The 24,159-nt window shown below is 72.8% G+C and carries 24 protein-coding genes and 8 tRNA genes; 18 read left to right on the top strand and 14 right to left on the bottom strand.

The genetic code is table 11. The features are described from left to right. Positions 1-162: 162 nt before the first annotated feature. Together cobA and ACZ7G1_RS36680 are read left to right on the top strand one after the other, a co-directional pair. Positions 163-1,395 (top strand): uroporphyrinogen-III C-methyltransferase, encoded by a 1,233-nt coding sequence (gene cobA / locus ACZ7G1_RS36685; RefSeq protein ID WP_470879152.1) that lies wholly within the window; start codon positions 163-165, stop codon positions 1,393-1,395. A gap of 122 nt (positions 1,396-1,517) precedes the next feature. Beyond that, positions 1,518-2,336, top strand: coding sequence for a TrmH family RNA methyltransferase (locus ACZ7G1_RS36680; protein WP_470879154.1), 819 nt, complete (start codon positions 1,518-1,520; stop codon positions 2,334-2,336). 31 nt (positions 2,337-2,367) lie between these two features. Here ACZ7G1_RS36680 and ACZ7G1_RS36675 read toward each other — a convergent pair whose 3' ends face one another. Then, positions 2,368-3,564, bottom strand: a complete 1,197-nt coding sequence (locus ACZ7G1_RS36675; RefSeq protein ID WP_470879155.1) for a serine/threonine-protein kinase — start codon at positions 3,562-3,564, stop codon at positions 2,368-2,370. A gap of 491 nt (positions 3,565-4,055) precedes the next feature. Here ACZ7G1_RS36675 and ACZ7G1_RS36670 point away from each other — a divergent pair, with 491 nt between their 5' ends. The 3 genes from ACZ7G1_RS36670 (at position 4,056) to ACZ7G1_RS36660 (ending at position 5,811) form a co-directional block, all read left to right on the top strand. Continuing rightward, complete coding sequence (locus tag ACZ7G1_RS36670; protein ID WP_017241776.1) at positions 4,056-4,223, top strand: hypothetical protein; 168 nt, start codon at positions 4,056-4,058, stop codon at positions 4,221-4,223. A 310-nt stretch (positions 4,224-4,533) separates the two neighbouring features. After that, positions 4,534-5,478, top strand: coding sequence for a phosphotransferase family protein (locus ACZ7G1_RS36665; protein WP_470879328.1), 945 nt, complete (start codon positions 4,534-4,536; stop codon positions 5,476-5,478). A 48-nt stretch (positions 5,479-5,526) separates the two neighbouring features. After that, on the top strand, positions 5,527-5,811 hold the full coding sequence (locus ACZ7G1_RS36660) for a TFIIB-type zinc ribbon-containing protein (protein WP_470879157.1): 285 nt from the start codon (positions 5,527-5,529) through the stop codon (positions 5,809-5,811). Positions 5,812-5,863: 52 nt separating this feature from the next. Here the strand turns inward: ACZ7G1_RS36660 and ACZ7G1_RS36655 are convergent. The 6 genes from ACZ7G1_RS36655 to ACZ7G1_RS36630 all read right to left on the bottom strand — a co-directional run bounded on the left by ACZ7G1_RS36655 (position 5,864) and on the right by ACZ7G1_RS36630 (position 6,434). After that, positions 5,864-5,938: transfer RNA gene (locus ACZ7G1_RS36655), tRNA-Val, on the bottom strand. 29 nt (positions 5,939-5,967) lie between these two features. Continuing rightward, positions 5,968-6,039, bottom strand: a tRNA-Val gene (locus tag ACZ7G1_RS36650). A 27-nt stretch (positions 6,040-6,066) separates the two neighbouring features. Then, a tRNA-Val gene (locus tag ACZ7G1_RS36645) sits at positions 6,067-6,141 on the bottom strand. A 34-nt stretch (positions 6,142-6,175) separates the two neighbouring features. Beyond that, positions 6,176-6,247 (bottom strand) — tRNA-Val (locus ACZ7G1_RS36640). Between the two features lies 1 nt (position 6,248). Continuing rightward, positions 6,249-6,322 (bottom strand) — tRNA-Cys (locus ACZ7G1_RS36635). Positions 6,323-6,361: 39 nt separating this feature from the next. Then, positions 6,362-6,434 (bottom strand) — tRNA-Gly (locus ACZ7G1_RS36630). 233 nt (positions 6,435-6,667) lie between these two features. Between ACZ7G1_RS36630 and ACZ7G1_RS36625 the strand changes: the two genes are divergently transcribed. The 3 genes from ACZ7G1_RS36625 (at position 6,668) to ACZ7G1_RS36615 (ending at position 9,469) form a co-directional block, all read left to right on the top strand. Beyond that, entirely contained in the window at positions 6,668-7,735 is a 1,068-nt protein-coding gene (locus tag ACZ7G1_RS36625) for a chorismate-binding protein (protein ID WP_470879159.1), read from the top strand. Then, positions 7,732-8,562 (top strand): aminotransferase class IV, encoded by an 831-nt coding sequence (locus ACZ7G1_RS36620; protein WP_470879161.1) that lies wholly within the window; start codon positions 7,732-7,734, stop codon positions 8,560-8,562. The genes ACZ7G1_RS36625 and ACZ7G1_RS36620 overlap by 4 nt, the downstream gene beginning before the upstream one ends. A gap of 67 nt (positions 8,563-8,629) precedes the next feature. Further along, positions 8,630-9,469 carry a GNAT family N-acetyltransferase gene (locus ACZ7G1_RS36615; protein WP_470879163.1) on the top strand — a complete coding sequence of 280 codons (840 nt, stop codon included), beginning with the start codon at positions 8,630-8,632 and terminating at the stop codon, positions 9,467-9,469. Between the two features lie 19 nt (positions 9,470-9,488). On the opposite strand, the gene ACZ7G1_RS36610 is transcribed toward ACZ7G1_RS36615, so the two are convergent. Beyond that, positions 9,489-10,004, bottom strand: a complete 516-nt coding sequence (locus ACZ7G1_RS36610) for a DsbA family protein (RefSeq protein ID WP_470879164.1) — start codon at positions 10,002-10,004, stop codon at positions 9,489-9,491. Between the two features lie 160 nt (positions 10,005-10,164). Between ACZ7G1_RS36610 and ACZ7G1_RS36605 the strand changes: the two genes are divergently transcribed. Continuing rightward, positions 10,165-10,581, top strand: a complete 417-nt coding sequence (locus tag ACZ7G1_RS36605; RefSeq protein WP_470879166.1) for a hypothetical protein — start codon at positions 10,165-10,167, stop codon at positions 10,579-10,581. A 111-nt stretch (positions 10,582-10,692) separates the two neighbouring features. Continuing rightward, positions 10,693-10,857 (top strand): hypothetical protein, encoded by a 165-nt coding sequence (locus tag ACZ7G1_RS36600; protein WP_470879168.1) that lies wholly within the window; start codon positions 10,693-10,695, stop codon positions 10,855-10,857. Positions 10,858-10,889: 32 nt separating this feature from the next. Here the strand turns inward: ACZ7G1_RS36600 and ACZ7G1_RS36595 are convergent, their stop codons facing one another. Next, positions 10,890-11,447: a CGNR zinc finger domain-containing protein gene (locus tag ACZ7G1_RS36595; RefSeq protein WP_470879169.1), complete on the bottom strand. Its 558-nt coding sequence runs from the start codon at positions 11,445-11,447 to the stop codon at positions 10,890-10,892. 191 nt (positions 11,448-11,638) lie between these two features. Then, positions 11,639-12,052, bottom strand: a complete 414-nt coding sequence (locus ACZ7G1_RS36590) for an SsgA family sporulation/cell division regulator (RefSeq protein WP_015032345.1) — start codon at positions 12,050-12,052, stop codon at positions 11,639-11,641. A gap of 190 nt (positions 12,053-12,242) precedes the next feature. Here ACZ7G1_RS36590 and ACZ7G1_RS36585 point away from each other — a divergent pair, with 190 nt between their 5' ends. Then, the gene (locus ACZ7G1_RS36585; RefSeq protein ID WP_470879171.1) at positions 12,243-12,665 is read left to right on the top strand and encodes a TIGR02611 family protein; all 423 of its coding nucleotides are present in this window, start codon (positions 12,243-12,245) and stop codon (positions 12,663-12,665) included. Between the two features lie 54 nt (positions 12,666-12,719). Continuing rightward, positions 12,720-12,794: transfer RNA gene (locus ACZ7G1_RS36580), tRNA-Val, on the top strand. A gap of 52 nt (positions 12,795-12,846) precedes the next feature. Here the strand turns inward: ACZ7G1_RS36580 and ACZ7G1_RS36575 are convergent. Beyond that, positions 12,847-15,396 carry an SCO7613 C-terminal domain-containing membrane protein gene (locus tag ACZ7G1_RS36575; RefSeq protein ID WP_470879173.1) on the bottom strand — a complete coding sequence of 850 codons (2,550 nt, stop codon included), beginning with the start codon at positions 15,394-15,396 and terminating at the stop codon, positions 12,847-12,849. Between the two features lie 83 nt (positions 15,397-15,479). On the opposite strand from ACZ7G1_RS36575, the gene ACZ7G1_RS36570 reads away from it, so the two are divergent. Both ACZ7G1_RS36570 and ACZ7G1_RS36565 read left to right on the top strand, forming a co-directional pair. After that, entirely contained in the window at positions 15,480-15,926 is a 447-nt protein-coding gene (locus tag ACZ7G1_RS36570) for an SRPBCC family protein (protein WP_470879174.1), read from the top strand. Positions 15,927-15,965: 39 nt separating this feature from the next. Beyond that, positions 15,966-16,037 (top strand) — tRNA-Val (locus tag ACZ7G1_RS36565). A 47-nt stretch (positions 16,038-16,084) separates the two neighbouring features. Here the strand turns inward: ACZ7G1_RS36565 and ACZ7G1_RS36560 are convergent. Continuing rightward, on the bottom strand, positions 16,085-16,813 hold the full coding sequence (locus ACZ7G1_RS36560; RefSeq protein WP_470879176.1) for an exonuclease domain-containing protein: 729 nt from the start codon (positions 16,811-16,813) through the stop codon (positions 16,085-16,087). Between the two features lie 122 nt (positions 16,814-16,935). On the opposite strand from ACZ7G1_RS36560, the gene ACZ7G1_RS36555 reads away from it, so the two are divergent. The 3 genes from ACZ7G1_RS36555 to thrS all read left to right on the top strand — a co-directional run bounded on the left by ACZ7G1_RS36555 (position 16,936) and on the right by thrS (position 21,092). Beyond that, a complete protein-coding gene (locus ACZ7G1_RS36555) occupies positions 16,936-17,502 on the top strand; it encodes a DUF4365 domain-containing protein (protein WP_470879178.1) in 567 nt (188 codons plus the stop codon). Continuing rightward, entirely contained in the window at positions 17,502-18,824 is a 1,323-nt protein-coding gene (locus ACZ7G1_RS36550; RefSeq protein ID WP_470879180.1) for a hypothetical protein, read from the top strand. The genes ACZ7G1_RS36555 and ACZ7G1_RS36550 overlap by 1 nt, the downstream gene beginning before the upstream one ends. Before the next feature lie 291 nt (positions 18,825-19,115). Then, positions 19,116-21,092, top strand: a complete 1,977-nt coding sequence (gene thrS, locus ACZ7G1_RS36545) for a threonine--tRNA ligase (protein WP_470879181.1) — start codon at positions 19,116-19,118, stop codon at positions 21,090-21,092. 29 nt (positions 21,093-21,121) lie between these two features. Here thrS and ACZ7G1_RS36540 read toward each other — a convergent pair whose 3' ends face one another. Further along, positions 21,122-21,823, bottom strand: a complete 702-nt coding sequence (locus ACZ7G1_RS36540) for a potassium channel family protein (RefSeq protein ID WP_470879183.1) — start codon at positions 21,821-21,823, stop codon at positions 21,122-21,124. Positions 21,824-21,888: 65 nt separating this feature from the next. Between ACZ7G1_RS36540 and ACZ7G1_RS36535 the strand changes: the two genes are divergently transcribed. Continuing rightward, positions 21,889-22,452 carry an HIT family protein gene (locus ACZ7G1_RS36535; protein ID WP_376490137.1) on the top strand — a complete coding sequence of 188 codons (564 nt, stop codon included), beginning with the start codon at positions 21,889-21,891 and terminating at the stop codon, positions 22,450-22,452. 29 nt (positions 22,453-22,481) lie between these two features. Here ACZ7G1_RS36535 and ACZ7G1_RS36530 read toward each other — a convergent pair whose 3' ends face one another. Further along, entirely contained in the window at positions 22,482-24,095 is a 1,614-nt protein-coding gene (locus ACZ7G1_RS36530) for a hypothetical protein (protein ID WP_470879185.1), read from the bottom strand. Between the last annotated feature and the right edge of the window lie 64 nt (positions 24,096-24,159).

Genomic DNA, 24,159 nt, shown 5'->3' with positions numbered 1-24,159 from the left:
CCCGGCCCGGCCTGATCCCCCCTCCCGCACCGAACCCGCACCCCGTCCGTACGCGCAAGGAAGGCACCGTCACCCCATGACCTCCGCCCCCGCCCCCCCACCAGCCGCTTCATCGCAGCAGCGGCCCGCACACGCACCGCCCCTCCGAGGAGCCGCTCACCCATGGCCGAGAACGCCGAGCACCCCGCCTACCCCGTCGGACTGCGCCTCGCAGGCCGCCGCGTCGTCGTCCTCGGCGGCGGCCAGGTGGCCCAGCGCCGGCTGCCCGCGCTGATCGCGGCGGGCGCCGACATCACGCTCATCTCCCCGTCGGCGACGCCGTCCGTGGACGTGATGGCGGAGACCGGCGAGATCACCTGGATCAAGCGGCGGTACGAGGAAGGCGACCTCGCCGACGCCTGGTACGCCCTGGTCGCGACGACGGACCCGGCCGCCAACGCCGCCGCGTCCGCCGAGGCCGAGCGGAACCGCACCTGGTGCGTGCGCGCCGACGACGCCGAGGCGGCCACCGCCTGGACCCCGGCCACCGGCCGCGACGCGGGCGTCACGGTCGCCGTGCTCACCGGCCACGACCCCCGCCGCTCCGCCGCCGTGCGGGACGCGATCGTCGAGGGCCTCCGCGAGGGGTCGATCGCCGCTCCGGCGCACCGCTCCCGCGCGCCGTTCGTCGCGCTGGTCGGCGGCGGCCCCGGCGACCCCGACCTCATCACGGTCCGCGGCCGCCGGCTGCTCGCCGAGGCGGACGTGGTCATCGCCGACCGGCTCGGCCCCCGCGACCTCCTGGACGAGCTGCCCCCGCACGTCGAGGTGATAGACGCGGCGAAGATCCCGTACGGCCGCTTCATGGCCCAGGAGGCCATCAACAACGCGCTCATCGAGCACGCGAAGGCCGGCAAGTCCGTCGTCCGGCTCAAGGGCGGCGACCCGTTCGTCTTCGGCCGGGGCATGGAGGAGGCGCAGGCGCTCGCCGTCGAGGGCATCGCCTGCACGGTGGTCCCCGGCATCTCCAGCTCGATCTCGGTCCCCGGCGCGGCCGGCATCCCGGTCACGCACCGCGGTGTGGCGCACGAGTTCACGGTGGTCAGCGGGCACGTCGCCCCCGACGACCCGCGCTCGCTCGTCGACTGGGCCTCGCTGGCGAAGCTCACCGGCACCCTGGTCATCCTCATGGGCGTCGACAAGATCGGGAAGATCGCCGAGGCGCTGATCGCCCACGGCAAGAGCCCCGACACCCCGCTCGCCCTCGTCCAGGAGGGCACCACGGCGACCCAGCGCCGGGTCGACGCCACGCTCGCGACGGTCGCCGAGACCGTCAAGGCGGAGGAGGTCCGCCCGCCGGCCGTCATCGTCATCGGCGAGGTCGTCACCGAGGGACCCGACAAGCTGGTGAAGTGACCGCGGAAGCACCCCGGGCCCACCACCAGGCGTGGACCCCGGGGGCGCTTCCGAGACAGGACGAGGGGTAATCGAGCCCCGCGCACATTGGCACCACACCCCGGACAAGGCAGTATCACCTCGTGGCCGAACTCATCACGATCGACGACCCCGACGACCCGCGCCTGCGCGACTACACCGGCCTGACCGACGTCGAACTCCGCCGCAGACGCGAGCCGGCCGAAGGCCTGTTCATCGCGGAGGGCGAGAAGGTCATCCGCCGGGCCAGGCAGGCCGGGTACGAGATGCGGTCGATGCTGCTCTCCGCCAAGTGGGTCGACGTCATGCGCGACGTCATCGACGAGGTCCCCGCGCCGGTGTACGCGATCCAGCCGGACCTCGCGGAACGCGTCACCGGCTACCACGTGCACCGCGGAGCGCTCGCCTCCATGCAGCGCAAGCCGCTCCCGGACGCCACCGAACTCCTCGTCGGCGCCCGGCGCGTGGTCGTCATGGAGTCGGTCAACGACCACACCAACATCGGGGCGATCTTCCGCAGCGCCGCCGCCCTCGGCATGGACGCCGTCCTGCTCTCCCCGGACTGCGCCGACCCGCTGTACCGGCGCTCGGTGAAGGTCTCCATGGGCGCGGTCTTCTCCGTCCCGTACGCCCGCCTCGACACCTGGCCCCGGGGCCTGGAGGCGGTACGGGAAGCGGGCTTCAAGCTCCTCGCCCTCACTCCGGCCGAGAAGGCGACCTCCATCGACGAGGCCGCCCCGCACAAGCTGGACCGCGTCGCCCTGATGCTCGGCGCGGAAGGCGACGGCCTCTCCACCCAGGCCCTGCGCGCCGCCGACGAATGGGTCCGCATCCCCATGGCCCACGGCGTCGACTCCCTGAACGTCGGAGCCGCCGCCGCGGTCGCCTTCTACGCCGTGGCCACCGGCCGCCCGGAGTCCTGACACACAGAGGGCTGGCCCCCTAGGGGGTCTCTCAGCCCTGAAGGGCCTGGGCGGCGGCGATCCCCAGGGCCACGACGAGCGTCACGACCACGAAGACGAAGAGCCGCTGGCGCAGCAGTCGAGGGTTGGCCGGCCGGCGGCCGGTGGACGTCGAACGGGCGCCGGGCCTGGTTCCCGTACGGGGCTGGGGGCGCGAACCACCGGTCCGCGGGCCCCCGGAGGGACGGGAGGACGGCCCGGGACCGCGCCCGGCCGTCCGGTCACGCTCGGCGGTCCGCTCGCGGTCCGTACCGCGCTCCGGGTCACGGCCGCGGGTGTCGCGCTCGGTGTACCGCTCGGTGGGGCGGGCGGGGTTCCGCTCCTCGGTCCGCTCGCGCTGCACGGGCGGCCGGGAGGCCGGCAGCCCCTGCGCCTCGCGCGCCGCGATCTCCTTGAGCCGCATGGACAGCTGGAGCGTGCTGGGCCGGTCCTCCGGGTCCTTCGCCAGACAGGCCCGGATCAGCGGCGCCAGCGCGTCCGGCACCCCGTGCAGCTGCGGCTCCTCGTGGACCACCCGGTAGAGCATGACCTCGGAACTGCCGTGTCCGAAGGGGGAGTCCGCCATCGCCGCGTACGCGAGGGTGGCACCGAGCGAGAACACGTCGGTGGCCGGCGTGACCGCCGCACCCCGCACCTGCTCGGGCGCGAGGAAGCCGGGCGAGCCGACCGCCGTGCCGACATGGGTGAGGGTGCTGGCCCCGGTCGCCCACGCGATGCCGAAGTCGATGATGCGGGGGCCCTTGGGGGAGAGCAGGATGTTCGACGGCTTCAGGTCCCGGTGCACGACACCGGCCTCGTGAACGGCGACCAGGCCCTCCGACAGCGCGGCCCCGATCGAGGCGACGTCGGCGGCGCGCAGTCCGCCCTCCTCGGCGACCCGGTCGTGCAGCGAGGGCCCGGGGACGTACTGCGTGGCGAACCAGGGGCGCTCGGCCTCCAGGTCGGCGGCGACGAGCCGGGCCGTGCAGCCACCGCGGATCCGCCGGGCCGCGGACACCTCACGGGCGAACCGCGACCGGAACTCCTGGTCCTCGGCCAGATCCGGCCGGATCACCTTCAGCGCCACCCGCTGGCCGCGCCGGTCGGACCCCAGATACACCACGCCCATCCCGCCGGCACCCAGCCTGCGGTGGAGCCGGAACGACCCGACGATCCGCGGATCCTCGCGCCGGAGCCGCATCATCGCCATGTCCGTCCCCTCGTCCGTTCGACGTGGCACAGCTTACGTAGTGGCGCCCGCACGCGCTCATAGGCCGCGCCCTCCGCCGGGATCGATTGTCAGTGCTGACGGGAACGCGGCGGCACGGCACAGGACGCCGACACTTTCCAACGACCCTTGTCCGAAACCCACTTGACGATACGTCGAGAACACGGCCCGACGGCCCCGCGGACCGGCCGCCGCCCCGGCGGGCCACGGCCGGGCCCCACCGGCCCGCGAAGTGAGCGAAGTCACGCCGCCACCCCGACCCCTCCGGGAAGACCCTGTGCCCGGACCCCCCGTCTCCACCCAGGGGAGTACGCCGCACGGGCGGGCGTCATCCTCCCGGAGGCCCGCAAGTCGGTACGAGGGCATGACGCCCGGGCACCCCCCGCTCCCTAATCTTGAAGTCAAGCGGCGGGTGCAGCACTCGTCCCCCGAGGTCACGCACCCGCCGCGTCAGACACGACAGGAGAGGACCCATGGCTTTCACGGCACCGCGGACGAGCACCCGGCCTTCGAGCCAGCGCCACCCCCTGGTGGCCACCGCCATGGTCCTCCCTCTCGCGGCCCTGCTCGTAGTCGTCTTCGGCGGCTGGGACGCGGTGGTCACACAGGCGTCGTCCGTGGGCGTGATGCTGGGGCGCTGAGCGGCGCCCCGGACCCGGGAGAGCGGCCCGGGTCGGGACATCCGGCCATCAACCCCGTGGGGACGGGGGTGCGGCGGACGGCAGCGTGGGGCCGGTCAGCTGGGGAGCTGACCGGCCCTCGCGCTTTCCCGGAGCCGGGGAGTGTTGCCGGGCCCCGCCCCCGACCCCGTACGCTCCCCGCGTGGATCCCACCGCCCCGACGCCGCACAGAGCGACCCCGCACATAGCGACCCAACACACGCCAGCCCCGCACACGCAGGCCCCGCACATACCGGCCCCGCACATACCGGCCCCGCCCCGCCCGGACGGCCTGCTCGACCGGCTCGCCGCCGTCGCGCGGGACGCCGCCCACGGCACCGGCGCGCCCTGCGGCTGTGCGAGCGGAGCCGTAGGGGTGCTCGCGGATCGCGAGGACGGGACGGTCGTCCGGCACGGCGGGCTGGTGGTCAAGGCGCACGCGCCGGACACGGATCAGGAGGCGCACCGGGCACGGCTCGCGCTCGCCGGGCATCCGGACGTCGCGGGCGTCCTCCTGCCGCCCCTGCCCCGGCCGGACCCGGAGCGGGTCGAGGAGTTCGGCGGCCGGCCGGTGACGGTGTGGCCGTACGGGCCTCCCGTGGACCCGGAGGATCCGGACGCCGCACCCTGGGAGGAGGCCGCGCGACTGCTCGCCGTACTGCACAGGACCCCGCCGCCGGCCGGGTCGGCGGCGGGGCTGCCGGAGATGCGGGCCCGGGTGAAGGTGGCGCTGGCCGTGGACCGGATGGTGAGGGCGGCGCCCGACGCCCCGGCGACCGCGACCGTGCTGGGTGCCTGGCGGACCCTGCCCGGCAGCGGGGGAGTCCCGGCGGCCGCGACGCTCTGCCACGGGGACTTCCACCTCGGTCAGCTGGTCCGTGCGGACGGCGGCTCGGGGGCATGGCGGCTGATCGACATCGACGACATGGGTCTCGGGGATCCCGCGTGGGACCTCGCCCGGCCCGCGGCGTGGTTCGCCGCGGGGATCCTGCCCCCGGAGGTCTGGTCGCGGTTCCTCGGCGCCTACCGGGAGGCGGGGGGTCCCGCGGTGGGCGCCGACCCGTGGGTGCGGCTCGACGTGCCGGCCCGGGCCCTGACGGTGCAGACGGCCGCGTTGGCGGTGGCGAAGGCGACGGTGGGGGGCAGGGAGCTGGACGAGGTGGAGGCGGTGATGATCGACACCTGCGCGCGTATCGCGGGACATCGAACCGACTCGGCCGATCCGGCGTCCACGTAAGGTGAGGCACCACCATTCGAACGGCAATGTCAGGGAGTTGAGCCGAGCATGCAGTGTCCCAAGTGTCATGCGGCCATGCACACGTACAACCGCAACGGCGTCCAGATCGAGCAGTGCAGCGGCTGCCGCGGCATATTCCTGGACTTCGGCGAGCTGGAGGCCCTGACCCGCCTTGAGGCCCAGTGGTCCCAGCAGGCCCCGCCCGCCCCGCCGGCCTACCCGGCGCAGCCCGCCCCCGCCGCCCCCGCCTGGGGCGCCCCGCACCACGGCGGCCACCACGGCGGCGGTCACTACCGTCAGCGCGGCTTCGGGCGGATGCTCTTCTCCTCCTGAACCGGCACGAAGAAGCCCCCGGCCGCGAGAGGCGGCCGGGGGCTTCTTCCTGTGGTGCGCGATACTGGGATTGAACCAGTGACCTCTTCCGTGTCAGGGAAGCGCTCTCCCGCTGAGCTAATCGCGCGGGATACACCCGAGGGTGCCGGAACTGTGTGCGCGATACTGGGATTGAACCAGTGACCTCTTCCGTGTCAGGGAAGCGCTCTCCCGCTGAGCTAATCGCGCGGGACGCACCCGAAGGTGCCTGAAGTGTGGTGCGCGATACTGGGATTGAACCAGTGACCTCTTCCGTGTCAGGGAAGCGCTCTCCCGCTGAGCTAATCGCGCGGGGGATCCGAAGACCCAGGACCCTAGGGTCCAGTGGACGATACTGGGATTGAACCAGTGACCTCTTCCGTGTCAGGGAAGCGCTCTCCCGCTGAGCTAATCGTCCTTGGAGGTGGAGACGGGATTTGAACCCGTGTAGACGGCTTTGCAGGCCGTTGCCTCGCCTCTCGGCCACTCCACCAGGAGTGATAACGGGGGTTCGGGAAGATCCCCCACATCGAGCGGACGACGAGATTCGAACTCGCGACCCTCACCTTGGCAAGGTGATGCTCTACCAACTGAGCCACGTCCGCTTGTCGTTTCCGTTTCGCTTGCGCGTCCCGGCGACGTGTTGAACTCTAGCGGATTCCTGGGCCAGCACAAAAACGCGTTTCCGCAGCGTGCTGACCTGCGGGGCGACCAGGGTGCCCGGCCGGGCACCCCGGAGGCTTCCCCTGGCGTTCACTCGCCGTGTTCCCGGGGTGGCGCGGAGCCCCCGAGAAGTGCGCCCCCGGTGCCCCGGCGCCGGCCGACCTAGACTCGATGCGTGTACGACCTTGCTCCTCTGGCCCGCTTCGGCGGCCTCGTCGCGACCGACCTCCGGGACGTCACCCACGACCCCGAGGCACTGGACTCCACCGGCTTCTGGGCCGTCTGCGCGGACTTCGAAGGGCGCCTGACCTGCGCGCGCTTCGGAGACGTCAGGCCCGACCCGGTGCCCTCGCCCGTCCCGGGCGCCTGGCGCGGACCCGCCGCCGGTGACTGGACGTCCTCGCTCGACCGCGCCGCGTACACCGCGGGCGTACGCCGGGTGCGCGAGCACATCGCGCGCGGCGAGGTCTACCAGGCGAACCTCTGCCGGGTGCTCACCGCGCCGCTCCCCGACCCGGCGGGCGCCGACGTGGACGCCCTCACGGCGCTGCTGGCCCGGGGGAACCCCGCCCCCTATGCCGGAACGATCCGGCTGCCCGCCCACGGCGTGGAGATCGCGACCGCCTCCCCCGAGCTCTACCTCCGCAGGGAGGGCGCCCTGATCTCCTCCGGGCCCATCAAGGGGACCGGAAGGACCGCCGCGGACCTCCTTCCCAAGGACCACGCGGAGAACGTGATGATCGTCGACCTGGTCCGCAACGACCTGGGGCGCGTCAGCGAGACCGGCTCCGTCGCCGTCCCCGCCCTCTGCGCGATCGAGGAGCACCCCGGTCTGGTCCACCTCGTCTCCACCGTCACCGGCACCCTGCGCGAGGACGCCGGCTGGCCCGAGCTGCTCGCCGCGACCTTCCCGCCGGGCTCCGTCACCGGCGCGCCCAAGTCCAGCGCGCTGCGGATCATCGAGGCGCTGGAGACCGCGCCCCGGGGCCCGTACTGCGGCGGGATCGGCTGGGTCGACGCGGACGCGGGCACCGCGGAGCTGGCCGTCGGCATCCGCACCTTCTGGATCGACCGCCCCGAGGGCGTGCTCCGCTTCGGCACCGGCGCCGGGATCACCTGGGGGTCGGACCCGGAGCGGGAGTGGGAGGAGACCGAGCTGAAGGCGGCCCGGCTGGTCGCGATAGCGTCGGGCGCCTACGAGTCAGGCGCCCGTGAGGCGAGTGGAAAGGCCATTTCTCGATGAAACTGTGGGTCAACGGCGGGCTGCACGACGAGGAGGCCGCCCGGGTCTCCGTACTGGACCACGGGCTGACCGTCGGCGACGGCATCTTCGAGACGGTCAAGACCGAGCGTGGCGAAACGTTTGCCCTCACCCTCCACCTGGAGCGCCTCACCCGCTCCGCGCGCGGTCTCGGCCTGCCCGACCCGGACCTCGACGAGGTCCGCCGCGCCTGCGCCGCCGTGATCGACGCCAACCCGGTGGAGCTCGGCCGGCTCCGCATCACCTACACCGGCGGCCTCTCCCCGCTCGGTTCCGAGCGCGGCGACTCCGGCGCCAGCCTCGTCGTCGCCCTCGGCGGGACCGGCCGGCGCCCCGACTCCACCGCGGTGATCACCGTCCCGTGGACGCGCAACGAGCGCGGCGCACTCACCGGGCTCAAGACCACCTCGTACGCCGAGAACGTCGTCGCCCTCGCCAGGGCGCACGAGCGGGGGGCCTCCGAGGCGCTCTTCGGCAACACGGTGGGGCAGCTGTGCGAGGGCACCGGCTCCAACGTCTTCGTCGTGGTCGACGGCCGGATCCTCACCCCGCCCGTCTCCTCCGGCTGCCTCGCGGGCATCACCCGCGCCCTCGCCGTCGAGTGGACCGGCGCCGAGGAGACCGATCTGCCGCTCGACGTCCTGGAGAGCGCCGAGGAGGTCTTCCTGACCTCCACCCTGCGCGACGTCCAGGGCGTGCACCGGGTCGACGGCCGGGAGGTGACGCCGGGGCCCGGTCCCGTCACCGCCAAGGCGATGCGGGTCTTCGACGAGCGCGCGGCGCGTGACCGGGACCCCCGGCTCGGCTGAGCAACCCCGCCGAACGCCCGCGCAAAACCGGATGACGGACGGCCGCGGGGTGGGTAGAACTCCTCTGATGACCACCACCCTGCGGCCGGCCGAGCCGCTTCAGCAAACGCCCGACGGCGGCCGTTCCCGGGCCTACGACGTGTGTGTGAACAGCCGCCGCGTCGGCTCCGTCCGGCTTTCGACCGACCCCCGGTTCGGGGACGCCTCGGGCGTCATCGACGAGCTCCGGGTCGACGAGCCGGACCGGCGGCGGGGCAGGGGCACGGTCGCCGCGCTCGCCTCCGAGGAGGTGCTGCGCGGCTGGGGCTGCACCGAGGTGCAGATATCCGTGCCCGCCGACGCCGAGGCGGCGCTGCGGATGGCCCGCGCGCTCGGCTACACCGAGCGCAGCCGCAACATGGTCAAGGACCTGCCCGCCGAGCCGCCCGCCCTGCCGGAGGGCGTCGAGGTCCGGCCGATGAACGCCGACGAGTACGAGGAGTGGGAGGCGCGGGCCAAGGAGGGCTTCGCGCAGAGCTGGATCGACCGGGGCGTCACCGAGGACCAGGCCCGCACCAAGGCCGAGGACAGTCACCGCCGGTACCTGCCCGACGGCCTGGCCACCCCCGGCGTCGCGATCCACGTCGTCGTCCGGGACGGACGGCCCGCCGGCTTCCTGTGGACCGGCCGGATCGAGCTCGAACCCGGTTCCTGGGCGGCCTTCGTCTACGACATCGAGGTCGACGAGTCCGAGCGCGGCCGCGGCTACGGCCGGGCGCTCATGCTGCTCGCCGAACGGGTCGCGCGGGAGGCCGGGGACACCCGCCTCGGACTGCACGTCTTCGCGGGCAACACCCCGGCCCTCCGCCTCTACGAGTCCCTCGGCTACCGCACGACCTTCGTCAACAGCGCCAAGGAGCTGCGTTAGGGCCCCTCGGAGACCGGGCTCAGCCCTTCAGGAGGCGGTCGGCGATCTCCGCGATGCGCTCGCGGAGGCCCTCCTGGCTCTTGCCGCCGTCGAGGCGCTCGCCATCGATGACGTACGTCGGCGTGCCGGTGACCTTGATCGCCTTGCCCTCGGCCTCGTCCGCGTCGACGGTCAGCAGGTGCCGGCCGTCGATCAGCGCGGTGTCGAACTCCTCGGCGTCCAGGCCGAGTTCGGTCGCCACCTCCAGGAGGACGGGCTCGCCACGGTCGCCGAGCTCGGCGGTCCTGGCGAGCAGCGCCTCCACGTACGGCCAGCCCTTGCCCTGCTCGGCGGCCTCCTCCGCGGCCTGCGCGGCGGCGTACGCGTGCTTGTGCTTCTCCAGCGGGAAGTGGCGCAGCTGTACGTCGAGCCGGTCGCCGTACTGCTCGCGGAGCGCCCGGACGTCGTCGAGGGCCACGAAACAGTCGGGGCACTGGAGGTCGAACCACGCCTCGAGGACGACGGGGGAGGCGGGTGCGGTGGTGGAGTCACTCATGACAGCAGTCTCCCTCACCGGGGACCGGACCCACTCCCGAGGAGGAGATCCCGGCCGGGTGACCGGGAGATCTCCCTGAGACGGGCCCCGGGACATGGCCCCGGGAGGTCCCGCCGGTGCAGGATGGAAGGGACGTATCACCCGGGACCTGGAGGACCGCATGCTCGCCGAGACCATTTGCTCCGCGGTGTCCGCGGCGGGCCTGGGCATCGCCGCGATCACGGCCTACCGGAAGCGTTTCCTGTCCGCGACGCGGATCGCGGCGTACGCCCTGGTGCCGCTCGGCCTGGTGATGACCGGAGTGGTCGACTGGGTCGCGGACCAGGCGTTCAGCCCGGTGGCCTGGGCCGGATTCGGCGTGCTCGGGATCGCCTGGCTGCTCTTCGCGTCGACCCGTGCCGTGGAGCGGCGCCGGGCCGGCCGCGAGGCGGTCCCCGGGGGAGCCGAGCCCAGGGCCGTCGCGCCGGCCGCCTCGGCGCCCTCGCGCGGGGTGACCGCGGCGAAGCCGCAGGCCGGGCAGGCGTCCGGCGAGGACTTCAGCGACATCGAGGCGATTCTGAAGAAGCACGGAATCTGATCACTTCTGACGCTTCCCGTTCCCGCGATCCACGGGAAGGGATGAACGGCCCCTGTCGTGGGGCGTGTTGCGGGATTTCCGGGGCCGGCTGTGCGCCATCATCCCCCCGAGATGCTGGATACCTCGCGGGAAGCCCTGCCCGCCGCCCCCGACGCCCCCGCCGAAGAGCCGCGCGGCTGCCTGTTCGCGCTCTCCCAGCCACCGCTGATGATCTTCCTCGCGGTGATCGGCTGTCTGCTGCTCATGGCGGCCCTGCACGATCTCTTCGTCCTGTGACCGCCCGCTGACCCCCGCGCCGGCGGGGCGGGTCAGCCCGCGGCCTCCTTGCGGCGCGCCCGGTACGCGGCCACGTGCAGCCGGTTGCCGCAGGTGCGGCTGTCGCAGTAGCGGCGCGAGCGGTTGCGGGAGAGGTCGACGAAGGCCCGGCCGCAGTCCGGCGCCTCGCAGCGCCGCAGCCGCTCCTGCTCGCCGCCCACGACGATGAACGCGAGGGCCATGCCGCAGTCGGCCGCGAGGTGGTCCGCCACCGAGGCGCCCGGCGCGAAGTAGTGCACGTGCCAGTCGTAGCCGTCGTGGTCGGTGAGCTGCGGGGTGGTGCCCGCGCCCGCCACCAGCTGGTTGATCAGGAGTGCCGCGATCCGGGCCTCGGGGGCGGAGAAGATCGCCGCGAACTTCTCGCGCACGTCCCGTACGGCCCGCAGGTCGTCGGCGCCGAGGTCGCCCACATCGCTGATCTTGTGGGCCCGCACGAAGGTGTGCAGGCCCTGGACGTCCGCGATCTCGTCGGCGCGGTCGCCCTGGGGGGCGGTGTTCATCAGATCGACGACGGTGTCGAGGGCGATCCGGGTGTCGTGGGGGATCAGCACGATTCGCTCCCTGGCCGGCCGCGGGCGGGCGCCCGCGGAATGGCGCTGACTTTAGCGCGACCGGGAAAACGGCACCGGCGCCCGCCACCGTGCCGGCTGCACGGTGGGAGCGCCGGATGTCGTGCCTGTGTGACTGTCCGCGCGGCGCCGTCGCCCCGAGTCGGACGGCGCCGTGCGGCTGTCGGCCTGGCTCAGCTGTCGGCCAGGATGTGGGAGAGCTCCGTATCGAGATCGAAGTGCCGGTGCTCGGTGCCCGGTGGCACGGCCGCGTCGGTCCGCTTGAGGAACGACTCCAGGGCCCGCGCAGGGGCCTCGAGCAGGGCTTCTCCCTCGGGTGAGCTCAGCGCGATGCAGACGACTCCCTGGCCGTGACTACGGGATGGCCAGACACGGACGTCGCCTGTGCCGGTGGGCCGGTGCAGCCCCTCGGCGAGAAGGTCGCGGGCGAAGACCCACTCGACCGTCTCCTCGGCTCCGGTGTGGAAGGTGGCGTGCACGGCATAGGGATCGGCCGTGTCATACCGCAGGCCCGCGGGTACAGGCAGTGAGGACTCGCTCGACACAACGAGGCGCAGGTGCAGCTCGCAGCTGACCGTGGTGTTCATAAGCGCCAGGGCCTTTCGCTCAGTGTGCGCTCGGGGATTCGCACGTCGGCGAAATCGACATGCCACCTCCGGTGCCGTTGTAAACCCCTCTGTCGGTTTTGTGATCGTTCAGGTAGCTCGTATGGACGCATGTAACTTTGGGTAATACCGCCATTCCGGTGGGGGCCTCCCGTCCGGTAGGTTGGAGTGCATGAATGCGGAGAGTGACGAGCGCGCCGAAGCGGCCGCGGCCGGCAAGGAAGCCGAACTGGGTTCCCGCGCGCCGGAGTTCATCAAGTCCCGCCGGACCCTGCATCTGAGCTGGCAGGTCGGCGTCTTCATCGTGGGACTCGCCGTGGTCGGCGCGGGCGTGGTGATGCTGCCGCTGCCCGGACCCGGCTGGCTCGTCATCTTCGGCGGCATGGCGATCTGGGCGACCGAATTCGTCTGGGCGCAGCTCGTGCTCCGCTGGACCAAGCGCAAGGTCACGGAGGCCGCCCAGCGCGCCCTCGACCCCAAGGTCCGCCGCAGGAACATCATCCTCACCACCATCGGCCTGGTGATCATCGCCGCCCTGCTCGGCGTCTATCTGTGGAAGTTCGGCTTCGTCATGCCGTGGAAGATCGACGAGTGACCCCGGGATGGTTCGGGAGCCCCGCTGACATGGGGTAATGTTTGGGGTGTGCCCGGGCGATTAGCTCAGCGGGAGAGCACTTCGTTCACACCGAAGGGGTCACTGGTTCGATCCCAGTATCGCCCACCACCCGGACCGAAGGCCCGGAGACGGAATACCGTCTCCGGGCCTTCGGCGTTCCTCACCGCATCCGGGAGAGCCGCTCCCGCAGCCGCCGGGCGTCCCGCAGCCGCTGCTCGTACGTGGCACCCACCGCGAGCAGCAGCAGCCCCGCCAGGGCCGGCGGCAGCCAGCGCGGCAGCGCGCCCACCGCCTGCACCACGTACGGCGCCAGCTCGTGCAGCCCGACCAGGGCCAGCACGGCACCACCGAGGACCAGCAGCGCCTGGAGCCGGAACCGCGCGCCGAGCAGCGTCACCACCAGCGCCGCGACTCCCAGGACCAGCGGGCGCGTCCACTCCGGGTCCGTCCACGCCGCCACCAGGCTCGGCACCAGCGTCGCCGCGAGACCCGGCCCGTACGCCGTCCACGACGAGGCCTCCGCGTCCTTGCGCCGCCGCAGGAACCCGACGACCAGCGCCGGCACCGTCACCGGCAGCGTGTACGCCTCCGGGGTCGTCACGTCCCACACCGCCAGCCGCACCCAGGCCGCGAGCAGGAACAGCACCGCCGCCGTCCACGAGGCGAAGCGCCGCCGCTCCGGCCGCACCGCCGACGCCGCCGCGATCACCCCGCCGAGCGCCAGGGCCGTCGCCAGGAACGCCGGCCGCGAGGCGGCGATCCCCAGCGCGAGCACCCCCACCGACGCGCCCGTGATCTCGACCGCCAGGGCCACCGGACGCGGCGCCCGCGCACCGACCACGGCCGTCGCCGCCGGGATCACAAGGAGCGCGAGCGCCGTCCAGTGGTCCTCGAACCCGCCCGCCGCCGCGACCGCGAACACGAGCCCCGTCGCCGCGAGCACCGCCACACAGCCCGACACCGCCCGGCGCGCGCCCGTGCCGAACAATGCGACCCCCGCGAACAGCGCGAGCACCACACCGAGCACGGCGAAGGTGGCCCCCCGGACGTCGAGCGCCAGCGCGACCGCGCTCACGGCGGACGCGAGCCCGCCCACGTACGCCATCCACCCGAGGACCACGCCGGGCTCCGCCACGACGGCCTTCGGACGCGGCCCCACGGGCGCCCACCCGGGCCAGACCGGCCCGGCCCCCGCGGCCGCCCCGGGGGTGCCGGGGTGCGGGGAGGGCTGCTCGGCGAGAGGGGTGGGCGTGCGCAGGCCGTGGGGGAGGGGGGCCGGGCGGACGGCGAGCCAGAGGGCGGCCGTCGTCGTGAGGACCTGGAGGGCGAGAGTCACGGCGTACGGGAGAGCGAAGGAGACGGGCAGGGCGGTGAGCAGGGCCCAGGCGAGCGCGAGGGCTCCGCAGCGGGCCCAGAGGCGGGGCAGGGACCCGAGGGCCGCGACTGCCACCGCGAGCACCAGGAGGGACGTCGCCGGGAACGAGGCCAGGAGCCGGTCGGCGTGCTCGCCGGACCAGACGTCCGTCGTCCGGGCCAGCGGACCGAAGAACCCGGCGACCACCGGCGGCAGCGCCCACACGACGCCGAGCGCCGCGACACCGGCGCCCGCACCGGCCAGGCCGAGACGGATGCCGCGCGGGAGACGCGGCCCGGCGCCGGACGGGGCCTCGCGGGCCGGGTCCGCGCCGTGCGCGTGGTCGGCGCCGGCAGGCGACTCCTCGGGCGCGGCGCCGCTCAGGCGCCAGGTGGAGGCGAGGGCGAGGGCGCAGAGGACGTAGGCGGGGACCGCCCAGGCGGTGGGGAGGGCCGTGCGGAGGAGGCCGCCGGTGGCCGCGAGGACCGCGAGGCCGGCGATGGCCGAGGCGGCCGGGGCGAAGGAGGACGCGCGCCAGGCGGCGTACAGGAGGACCGCGGCACCGGCGAGAAGGAGCAGGGCACCGCTCCACGGGGAGACCAGGGAGAGCCAGCCACCGGTCAGCAGGGCCCAGCCGCCGAGGGCGGTCCCGGCCGCGGCCGCGGTGACGCGGACCGACGCCGGGCGGGTCCACAGGACGAGCGCCGCGTCGGCCGTGGCCGTGAGGAGGGCCGACCACGCGAAGGCCGTCGGGCTCCAGCCGGCCGCCAGGACACCGAGCGGGAGCGGCAGCTGAGCCGCGACCACCGCGACCGGCAGCGGGATCCGCAGCCGGGACAGCGCCGAGCCGTACGCGGCCCACCCGCCCGCGAGGACCGCGGCGGCGACCGCCGTGTACCCCAGGGCGTCCGTCTCCGGCAGCGCCACCCGGTGCAGCGCGTACGCGTCGAGCACCATCAGGACAAGACCCAGCGCCCCCACCGACTCGGCCGTCGACACGAGACCCTTGCGCAGCAGCGCGACCGGAGCCGCCAGCGCCGCCGACGTCACCACGAACAGCACCGCCGCACGGGCGCCGATGCCCATCGAGCCCCAGCTCACCAGGGTGAACGCGACCGCCGCGATCGTCAGGAGCGTGCCGCCGAGCGTCAGCAGCACGTTCTGCGCGCTCCGCGGCGTCGAGTCCGCCACCGGAAGACGCTGCGGGACGGGCGGCGCCATCGTCGCGGCCGGCCGGTACATCGCCTGGATCAGCCAGGCCCGCCTGGCCAGCAACTGGGACCGGCGCGCGTCGAGTTGGGCCAGCTCGCGGTCGACGAGCACCAGCTCGTCCGCGGGCGGCAGGGAAGTGTCCATAACCGGAGTGTGCTCCCGGCCACACGTGGCGGGAATGCGTCCACGTACTCAGATCCGCGCCTGAGTACCCCCACACTGGGGGCATGGACTGGTGCCGGTACCGCTTCCGCAGCGTCTGGCTGCTGCCCGCCCCGCCCGACGCCGTCTACGCCGTGCTCGAACGCGCCGAGGACTATCCCCGCTGGTGGCCTCAGGTCCGCGAGGTGATCCCGCTCGACGACACCACCGGCACCGCCCGCTTCCGCTCCCTCCTCCCGTACGACCTCGTCGTCACCGCCCGCGCCCTGCGCCGCGACCCGGCCGCCGGCGTGCTGGAGGTCGGCCTCGGCGGCGACCTGGAGGGATGGGCCCGCTGGACGCTCACCGCGGACGGGGCCGGGACCCGCGCCCTGTACGAGCAGGAGGTCGAGGTGCGCGCCAGGCTGCTCCGGGTCCTCGCCGTCCCCGGGCGACCCGTCTTCCGCGCCAACCACGCCCTGATGATGCGGGGCGGACGGCGCGGACTGGCGGCCCTGCTCGATGCAGTTTGAAGGAAGGGCGCGAAGGCCTGTATGGTTCAACCCGTTCCCGGGCGATTAGCTCAGCGGGAGAGCACTTCGTTCACACCGAAGGGGTCACTGGTTCGATCCCAGTATCGCCCACCGGGAAAGGCCGGTCCGTCGAAAGACGGACCGGCCTTTGTCATGTGTCAGGCCGCGGTGCGCAGTTCCGGCCGCAGCGGCCACGACGGATCCACCGTCTCCGGCGTCCCCTGCCGGGAGAACCACGCCTGGAGCCCCCGGGCCTGCGCCGCGTGCCACACCGCCTGGAGCGTGTGGAGCTCCGTCGGAGTCAGCCGCTCGAGCCGGGACGAGAACCGCCGCGCCACCGCCCGTACGACATCCAGCGCCGCCGTCGCGTCCGCCGCCGCGTCATGCGCGCCCGACAGTTCCACCTCGTAGTGCGCGCACAGGTCCGTCAGCGTCCGGCGGCCCTTGCGGTACCGGTCCAGGTGCTTGTCGAGGACCCGCGGGTCGAGCACGCACAGCGGCGTGCTCTCCAGATAGTGGCCGAGCGAGGACGCCCGGTGCCGCCGCAGCTCGCGGTCCAGGATCGTCAGATCGAACGGCGCGTTCATCACCACCAGCGGACGCCCCGCCGCGGTCTGCTCGGCCAGCGCGCGCGCCAGCTCCTCCATCACCGGCGCCGGCCAGCGGCCGTTCCGCTGGAGGTGATCGTCCGTCAGGCCGTGCACCGCCGTGGCCTCCGCGGGCACGGGTATGCCCGGGTTGACCAGCCAGCGCGTCACCCGCGGCCGCGCCCCCGCGGTGTCCTGTACGACCAGGGCGGCCGAGACGATCCGGTCCCCCTCGACGTCAACTCCCGTGGTCTCCGTGTCGAAAGCGGCCAGGGGCCCCTCGTACCAGTGCGTCGTCATCCCCGAACTCCTCGCACACGTGCGGCAGATGGCCAACCCCCTGCCCCGAAACGGTGATACCCGCACTGTTTGCGCCGTACGCGGACCGGTCACAACAGAGGGGACGGGGAAGGAAAAACGACATGGCGCTCGCCCAGCCCGAGTCGGGAGGGCTGCCGACCCAGCGGCCGGCACCGACGCGCGGCTCACTCGCCACCACCGCATGCATGGAGACCCTTCAGGTGGGATACCTGCACGCCGTCGCCGCCGCGGCCGGCTGCTCGCTGTCCCAGCCCTTTCCGGACAACGGCATCGACTGGCACGTGAGCCACGGTTCGCCCGGACACACCGTCGACGACGAAGTCACCATCAAGGTGCAGCTCAAGTGCACCTACCAGATCCCTCCCCGCCCGCCGGGGAGCTCGTTCTCCTTCACCCTCGACAACGACCACCTGGTGAAGCTCGCCCGGACCCCCGTGTCCGTGCACAAGATCCTGGTCGTGATGCTCGTCCCGAGGACGCAGGAGGACTGGCTGCGGGCCAGCCACGACCGGCTCGACCTGCGGCACTGCTGCTACTGGACCAACCTGGCCGGGCACCCGGTCACGGGACGGCGCCGGACCACCGTGCGCATCCCGACGGCGCGGATCTTCGACGACCGGGCGCTCTGCGAGATCATGACCCGGGTCGGCGTGGGAGGGAGACCTTGATGCACCGGCCGATCGACGAACCGGGGTTCGGAGAGGGAGACGGGGCCGGGCACGGCCCCGTCCCCGTTCCGCCGCCCTACCGCCCCCACCCGGCCCCCGGCGAGACCCCCGGCTCCTGGACCGGGATTCCCGGCCCGCCCGCCGGTCCGTGGGCCGACGCCCACGGCACGCCCGACCCCGGCCGGGTCGACCCGCGCGTCCTCGGCGCCCTCCTCGCCCGCCACGGCTGGCGGCGGCGCGGCGGGGCCGCCGGACGGTACAGCCGCTGGACCCCGCCCGGCGGCGGAACCCACGGAGGCACCAGCCTCCTCGTCCCCGAGAGCCGCGCCTTCCCCGACTGCGAGGACCTGCTCGGCGAGGCGCTCACCGCCCTCGCCCGCAGCGCCACGCCCTCCGCCCGCGAGGTCCTCACCGGCCTCTCCGTGCCCAGCGACGAGATCCGCTGGTGGCGCGACGTACCCCCGGGCCCGGCCGGCACGGTGCCCTGGACCGTCCAGGAGCAGCTCAGGTCCGCCGCCCGCCAGCTCCTCCTCGCCGGCGCCCTCGCCGTACGCGGCCGGGCCGGCTACTACGGCGCCCGGCACCGGCGCGCCGCCCAGGCCTCCCTGGAGACCGTCGTCGTCGGCGCGGCACCCGGCGGGCGCGGCCTCACCGCCTTCCTGCCCGTCGAACCGGGCCGGCCGATCGCCGTACGGCTCTACCACGCCCTCCACGCGGCCCGAGAGGCCACCGACTACCAGCGGGCGACCGGCGGGATGGAGGCCTTCGACGCCGCCGTCGCGGCCGGCGTCAGCCGCGAGCTCACCGAGGCCCTCGTCGCCCTCGTCCGGGGCACCGAGGGCGCCCGCGTCGCCCTCGCCTGGGCCCCCGCCGCCGGCGCGCCGGACGGGTGCGCCGCCCGGCCCGAACCCGTCGAGTTCTCACCCGGCGACCTGCCCGCCCTGCGCGAGGCGAGCGCCCGCTACCTGACCGACGAACCGTCCGTGCCCGTCCGGATCACCGGCGCCGTCGTCCGCATGCGCCGCTCGTCGCCGCGCGGCGACGGCACCGTACGCCTCCGCGTCCTCGCCGGCGCCGAGGTCCCGCACGTCCGCGTCGCCCTCGACGAGGACGCCTACCGCACCGCCGGCCACGCCCATCTCGTCGGCCTCCCCATCCGGGTCGTCGGCCGCCTGGAGAGCCGCGGCGGATTCCGCCGCCTCACCGACGCCTCCGGGGTCGTCCCCGTCCAGGTCGACGAGACGGAACGCGACCGGCTCATGAAGTCCCTCCACGAGAACCTCGACTTCTTCGAGGAGGCGTGCGGGCCGGACGAGGCGTAGGGGGTGTCTTGTCGATCAGGCCGGGCTCGCGGCGTCTGGCACCGCGCCTCGCCGCGTTGTCGTCGGTCCACAACGCTCCGCGTTGCCTCCCTCCTCCGCCTTGCGATGCACGGCACCAGACGCCGCTCCCTGATCCGGCTTGATCGACAAGACACCCCCTAGGGGGAAACCGTTTCGCGGAGGGTACGGACGGCTCGGTAACATCAGCGGTGCGCGGCACCTCGTCTCTGTTGCGCACCGCCGGCGCCGGCACCTCGTGTCTGCCTGCGCCCCAAAGGAAGAAGAACACCCGTGTCCGAAGTCCGTGTGACCGTCCAGTCCGGCTCCGAAGCAGAGGAGAGGGCGGTGAGCGCGGGAACCACCGCCGGTGCCCTCTTCGCCGACGACCGCACCGTCATCGCCGCCCGCGTCGGCGGCGAGCTGAAGGACCTCTCGTACGAGCTCGCCGAAGGCGATGTCGTCGAGGGCGTCGAGATCTCCTCCCCGGACGGCCTCGACATCCTGCGCCACTCCACCGCGCACGTCATGGCCCAGGCCGTGCAGGAGCTCTTCCCCGAGGCCAAGCTGGGCATCGGCCCGCCGGTCCGCGACGGCTTCTACTACGACTTCGACGTCGAGAAGCCCTTCACTCCCGAGGACCTCAAGGTCATCGAGAAGAAGATGCAGGAGATCCAGAAGCGCGGCCAGCGCTTCGCCCGCCGCGTGGTGACCGACGAGGCCGCCCGCGAGGAGCTCGCCGACGAGCCGTACAAGCTGGAGCTCATCGGCATCAAGGGCTCCGCGTCGACCGACGACGGCGCGAACGTCGAGGTGGGCGGCGGCGAGCTGACCATCTACGACAACCTCGACGCCAAGACCGGCGAGCTGTGCTGGAAGGACCTCTGCCGCGGTCCCCACCTGCCGACCACCCGGAACATCCCGGCGTTCAAGCTGATGCGCAACGCGGCCGCCTACTGGCGCGGCAGCGAGAAGAACCCGATGCTCCAGCGCATCTACGGCACCGCCTGGCCGTCGAAGGACGAGCTGAAGGCCCACCTCGACTTCCTCGCCGAGGCCGAGAAGCGCGACCACCGCAAGCTCGGCAACGAGCTGGACCTCTTCTCCATCCCGGACGAGATCGGCTCCGGCCTTGCGGTCTTCCACCCCAAGGGCGGCATCATCCGCCGGGTCATGGAGGACTACTCGCGCAAGCGCCACGAGGAGGAGGGCTACGAGTTCGTCTACTCGCCGCACGCCACCAAGGGCAAGCTGTTCGAGAAGTCGGGCCACCTCGACTGGTACGCCGAGGGCATGTACCCCCCCATGCAGCTCGACGAGGGCGTGGACTACTACCTCAAGCCCATGAACTGCCCGATGCACAACCTGATCTTCGACGCGCGCGGCCGCTCGTACCGTGAACTGCCGCTGCGTCTGTTCGAGTTCGGCACCGTGTACCGGTACGAGAAGTCCGGCGTCGTCCACGGCCTCACCCGGGCCCGTGGCTTCACCCAGGACGACGCGCACATCTACTGCACCAAGGAGCAGATGGCGGAGGAGCTCGACAAGACCCTCACCTTCGTCCTGAACCTGCTGCGCGACTACGGTCTGACCGACTTCTACCTGGAGCTGTCCACCAAGGACCCGGAGAAGTTCGTCGGCTCGGACGAGATCTGGGAGGAGGCCACCGCGGTCCTCCAGCAGGTCGCCGAGAAGCAGGGCCTCCCGCTCACCCCCGACCCGGGCGGCGCCGCGTTCTATGGCCCGAAGATCTCCGTGCAGGCGCGCGACGCCATCGGCCGCACCTGGCAGATGTCGACCGTGCAGCTCGACTTCAACCTGCCGGAGCGCTTCGACCTGGAGTACACCGCCCCGGACGGCACCAAGCAGCGCCCGGTCATGATCCACCGCGCGCTCTTCGGTTCCATCGAGCGGTTCTTCGCGGTGCTCCTGGAGCACTACGCGGGCGCCATGCCTCCGTGGCTGGCCCCCGTGCAGGCGACCGGCATCCCGATCGGCGACGCGCACGTCGACTACCTGCACGAGTTCGCCGCCAAGGCGAAGAAGCAGGGCCTGCGGGTGGAGGTCGACTCCTCCTCGGACCGGATGCAGAAGAAGATCCGGAACGCGCAGAAGCAGAAGGTCCCGTTCATGATCATCGCGGGTGACGAGGACATGGCCGCCGGCGCCGTCTCCTTCCGCTACCGCGACGGTTCGCAGGAGAACGGCATCCCCGCCGACGAGGCCATCGCCAAGATCGCCAAGATCGTCGAGGACCGCGTCCAGGTCTGATCGAGCCCGAACCGACCGCGTACGCGGTTTCAGGAGGCCCCCGGGAAATCCCCCGGGAGCCTCCTCGCGTCCTCCTTCTCGTCCTCCCGGGTGAACGCCTGGATCAGCCAGGACGAGAACGAACCCGTCACCGCGCCCAGCAGCGCGAGGCCGCAGGCCATCAGGCCCACCGCGACGAGACGGCCCATCGGGGTCACCGGGGCGACGTCGCCGTAGCCGACGGTGGCGAGGGTGGCGCAGGTCCACCAGACCGCGTCGCCGAAGGTGTGGATGGTCGCGCCGGGGGCGTCGCGCTCGTAGCGGAAGACGGTGAGGGCGCCGGCGAAGCCGAGGAGGGTGACGGTGAGGCCGGCGTAGACCATGACGCGGGCGTAGAGGGTGAGCCGGGGCTTGTCGTGGCGGCGCTGGACGCGGTCGTAGAGGTTGACCATCCGGACCGGGCGAAGCAGGGGGAGGACGAGGACGACGGTGTCGAGGAGGTGGGTGCGGACGAAGCGGAGGGGGCCGAGGCCGCTGAGGCGGAGGCGTACCGCGTAGTCGGCGATGAAGACGGCCCAGGCGGCGAGGGGGATGGCGAGGCAGAGGTCGAGCCAGCCCTGGGGGAGGTTGTCCTTGGCGAGGACGCGGACCGCGTAGCCCGCCAGGTAGGCGAGGGAGGCCACGGCGAGCGGGGTCTCCATGTGCTGGTCCCAGCGTTCCTGCCGGGGTGGTCTGGGGGGCCTGGCGCTCATCGGATCAGCATGGCGGCTGCAGGGATCTTCTGCCCCGGCGACACGTTCCGAACGGGCGAAGCAATATGCTGCACAGCATGACGACTGAGCCGGAGCAGCAGATCGGAGTGGGGACGCGGGACGCGTTCCAGCGCCTGTGGACGCCTCACCGGATGGCGTACATCCAGGGCGAGAACAAGCCGACCGGGCCGGGTGCCGAGGACGGCTGTCCGTTCTGCTCGATCCCGTCGAAGTCGGACGAGGACGGTCTGGTGATCGCACGAGGTCAGGCCGTGTACGCCGTGCTCAATCTGTACCCGTACAACGGTGGCCACCTGATGGTGGTCCCGTACCGGCACGTCGCCGACTACACGGACCTGGACGAGGCGGAGACGGTCGAGCTGGCCGCTTTCACGAAGCGGGCGATGGTCGCGCTGCGGGCCGCGTCCGGCGCGCACGGCTTCAACATCGGCATGAACCAGGGTGCCGTCGCCGGTGCCGGGATCGCCGCCCATCTGCACCAGCACGTGGTGCCGCGCTGGGGCGGCGACACCAACTTCATGCCGGTGGTCGGCCACACCAAGGTGCTGCCGCAGCTGCTCGCCGACACGCGGAAGATGCTGGCCGACGCGTGGCCGGCCACCATCTGAGCCGCTGACGGCCCCCGTGGGGACCCGGGTCAGGCGTCGTAGACGTCGGCCTTCTTCGGGCCCGGGTCCTGGATGGCGCCGCTGAGGAACAGCGAGCGGTTGGTGAAGCGCTCGGTGTCGACGTTGTGCTCGTCGAGCACCTTGATGGTCGCGGTGTGGACGGCGCGGAGCACCGGCGTCGCCATGCGGATGGCGTCGTCGGCCATGAAGCGGTTCTTCCAGAGGGGTCCGGCCCAGACGTGCCGCAGGCCGAAGGGCTCGGGCAGGGTCATCTTGCCGCCGAGGAACTCCAGGACCGGCGGGTACCAGGAGAGCGGGGCGCGGACGGCGAGCCGGACGATGTCGTTCGTCTCCAGGAGCGGCTGCTGGATCTCCTTGGTCTCCCAGAAGCGGACGGTCTTCGACACCTCCTTGGTCTTCGCCTTCGGCTTCGTGGCGAAGAGGGCGTGCACGGGGCCGAGCGCGTGGCCGGTGACCTCGATGCGGAGGGTGTCGTGGAGCGAGGTGACGGTGACCATCATGGTGAGGACCAGGTTTCCGCCCCAGAGCGTGAACTGCACGCCGAGGTAGTGCCGGTTGCCCGCGTCGAACTGCTGGTCGTTGCAGATGCGCTGTATCTCGTGCGGCTTGACCTGGAAGTGGACGATGTTGTCGCCCTCGGGGCGGGCGACCTCGTCGGCGCCCTCGCCGACCGGGGAGACGATCCAGTGCTTGACCGTCGGCTTCGGGAAGCCGGTCTTCAGGGCGCCGCGCTCCAGGAGCGCCAGTTCGTCGTGGATCCGGCGGACGATGTCCCAGGCGCGGAAGGCGTGGAGCTCCTTGCCGGGCTGGGGGACGAGGGCCTCGGCGAGGGTCCAGCTGCCCCAGCGGGTGCCGAGGCCGAGGATGCCCTTGGTCCCGGCGTAGAAGACGACGTTGGACTGCTGCTCCGCCGAGAGCTTCTCCAGGTTGACCCGGAGTGCCTCCGCCGACTTCTCGCCGGGGTCCTGGGGGACGGACTTGGGGACGTGCGGGCCGATCCCGCCGCCGCCGAGCAGGCCGCTCCAGCGCTCGCGCAGGTCGATCGCGGCGTTCAGGCAGATGCGGCTCGCGAGGTACCAGCCGACGACCGGGGCGACGATCATCGCGCGCAGGTAGTTCGGCAGGATGCCGTCGAAGGGCAGCTTGAGCAGGACGAGGACGGCGAAGATGCCGGCGGCCCAGAGGAGGGCGGTGCCCAGGGCGCCGTTCCGCTTGTTGTCGGAGCCGGCGATCATGCGGCGGAGCTGGATCACGCCCAGCCAGAGCAGCAGGCCGGGCAGGAAGAGGACGCCGCAGAAGAAGGTGACGAGGGTCAGCTTGATGTCGCGCTGGCGGCGGAGGTGGGTGGCGGCGAGGCAGTGCTCGACGATCGGCTGCGGTTCGGCGCCGAAGGACTGGATGAGGGGCTTGCGGGCGCCGCCGAGCATGCGGACCTGGACCGCGCGGGAGAAGGCCTCGCCGAGGTCGGGGCTGAAGAGCCCCCACTTCCCTGCCTTCACCGTGGTCTTGTAGAGCTCGTTGTCGGCCTGCTTGATGGTGTCCAGGGGGCTGTCCCGGTACGCGGCGGAGGCGAGCGCGTTCGTCGCCGCCGTCCCACCGCCGGAGCCCTGGAGGGGAATCATTGCCCCGGGTCCGAATCCGTCGATCGCCACTGCCGCCCCCATCGCGCGCGAGTACCTGTGCGGG

It is taken from the genome of Streptomyces sp. NPDC037273 (genome assembly GCF_055603625.1).
The sequence above is the reverse complement of the archived record's forward strand: the minus strand, read 5'-3'. Positions and strand labels throughout refer to the sequence as shown.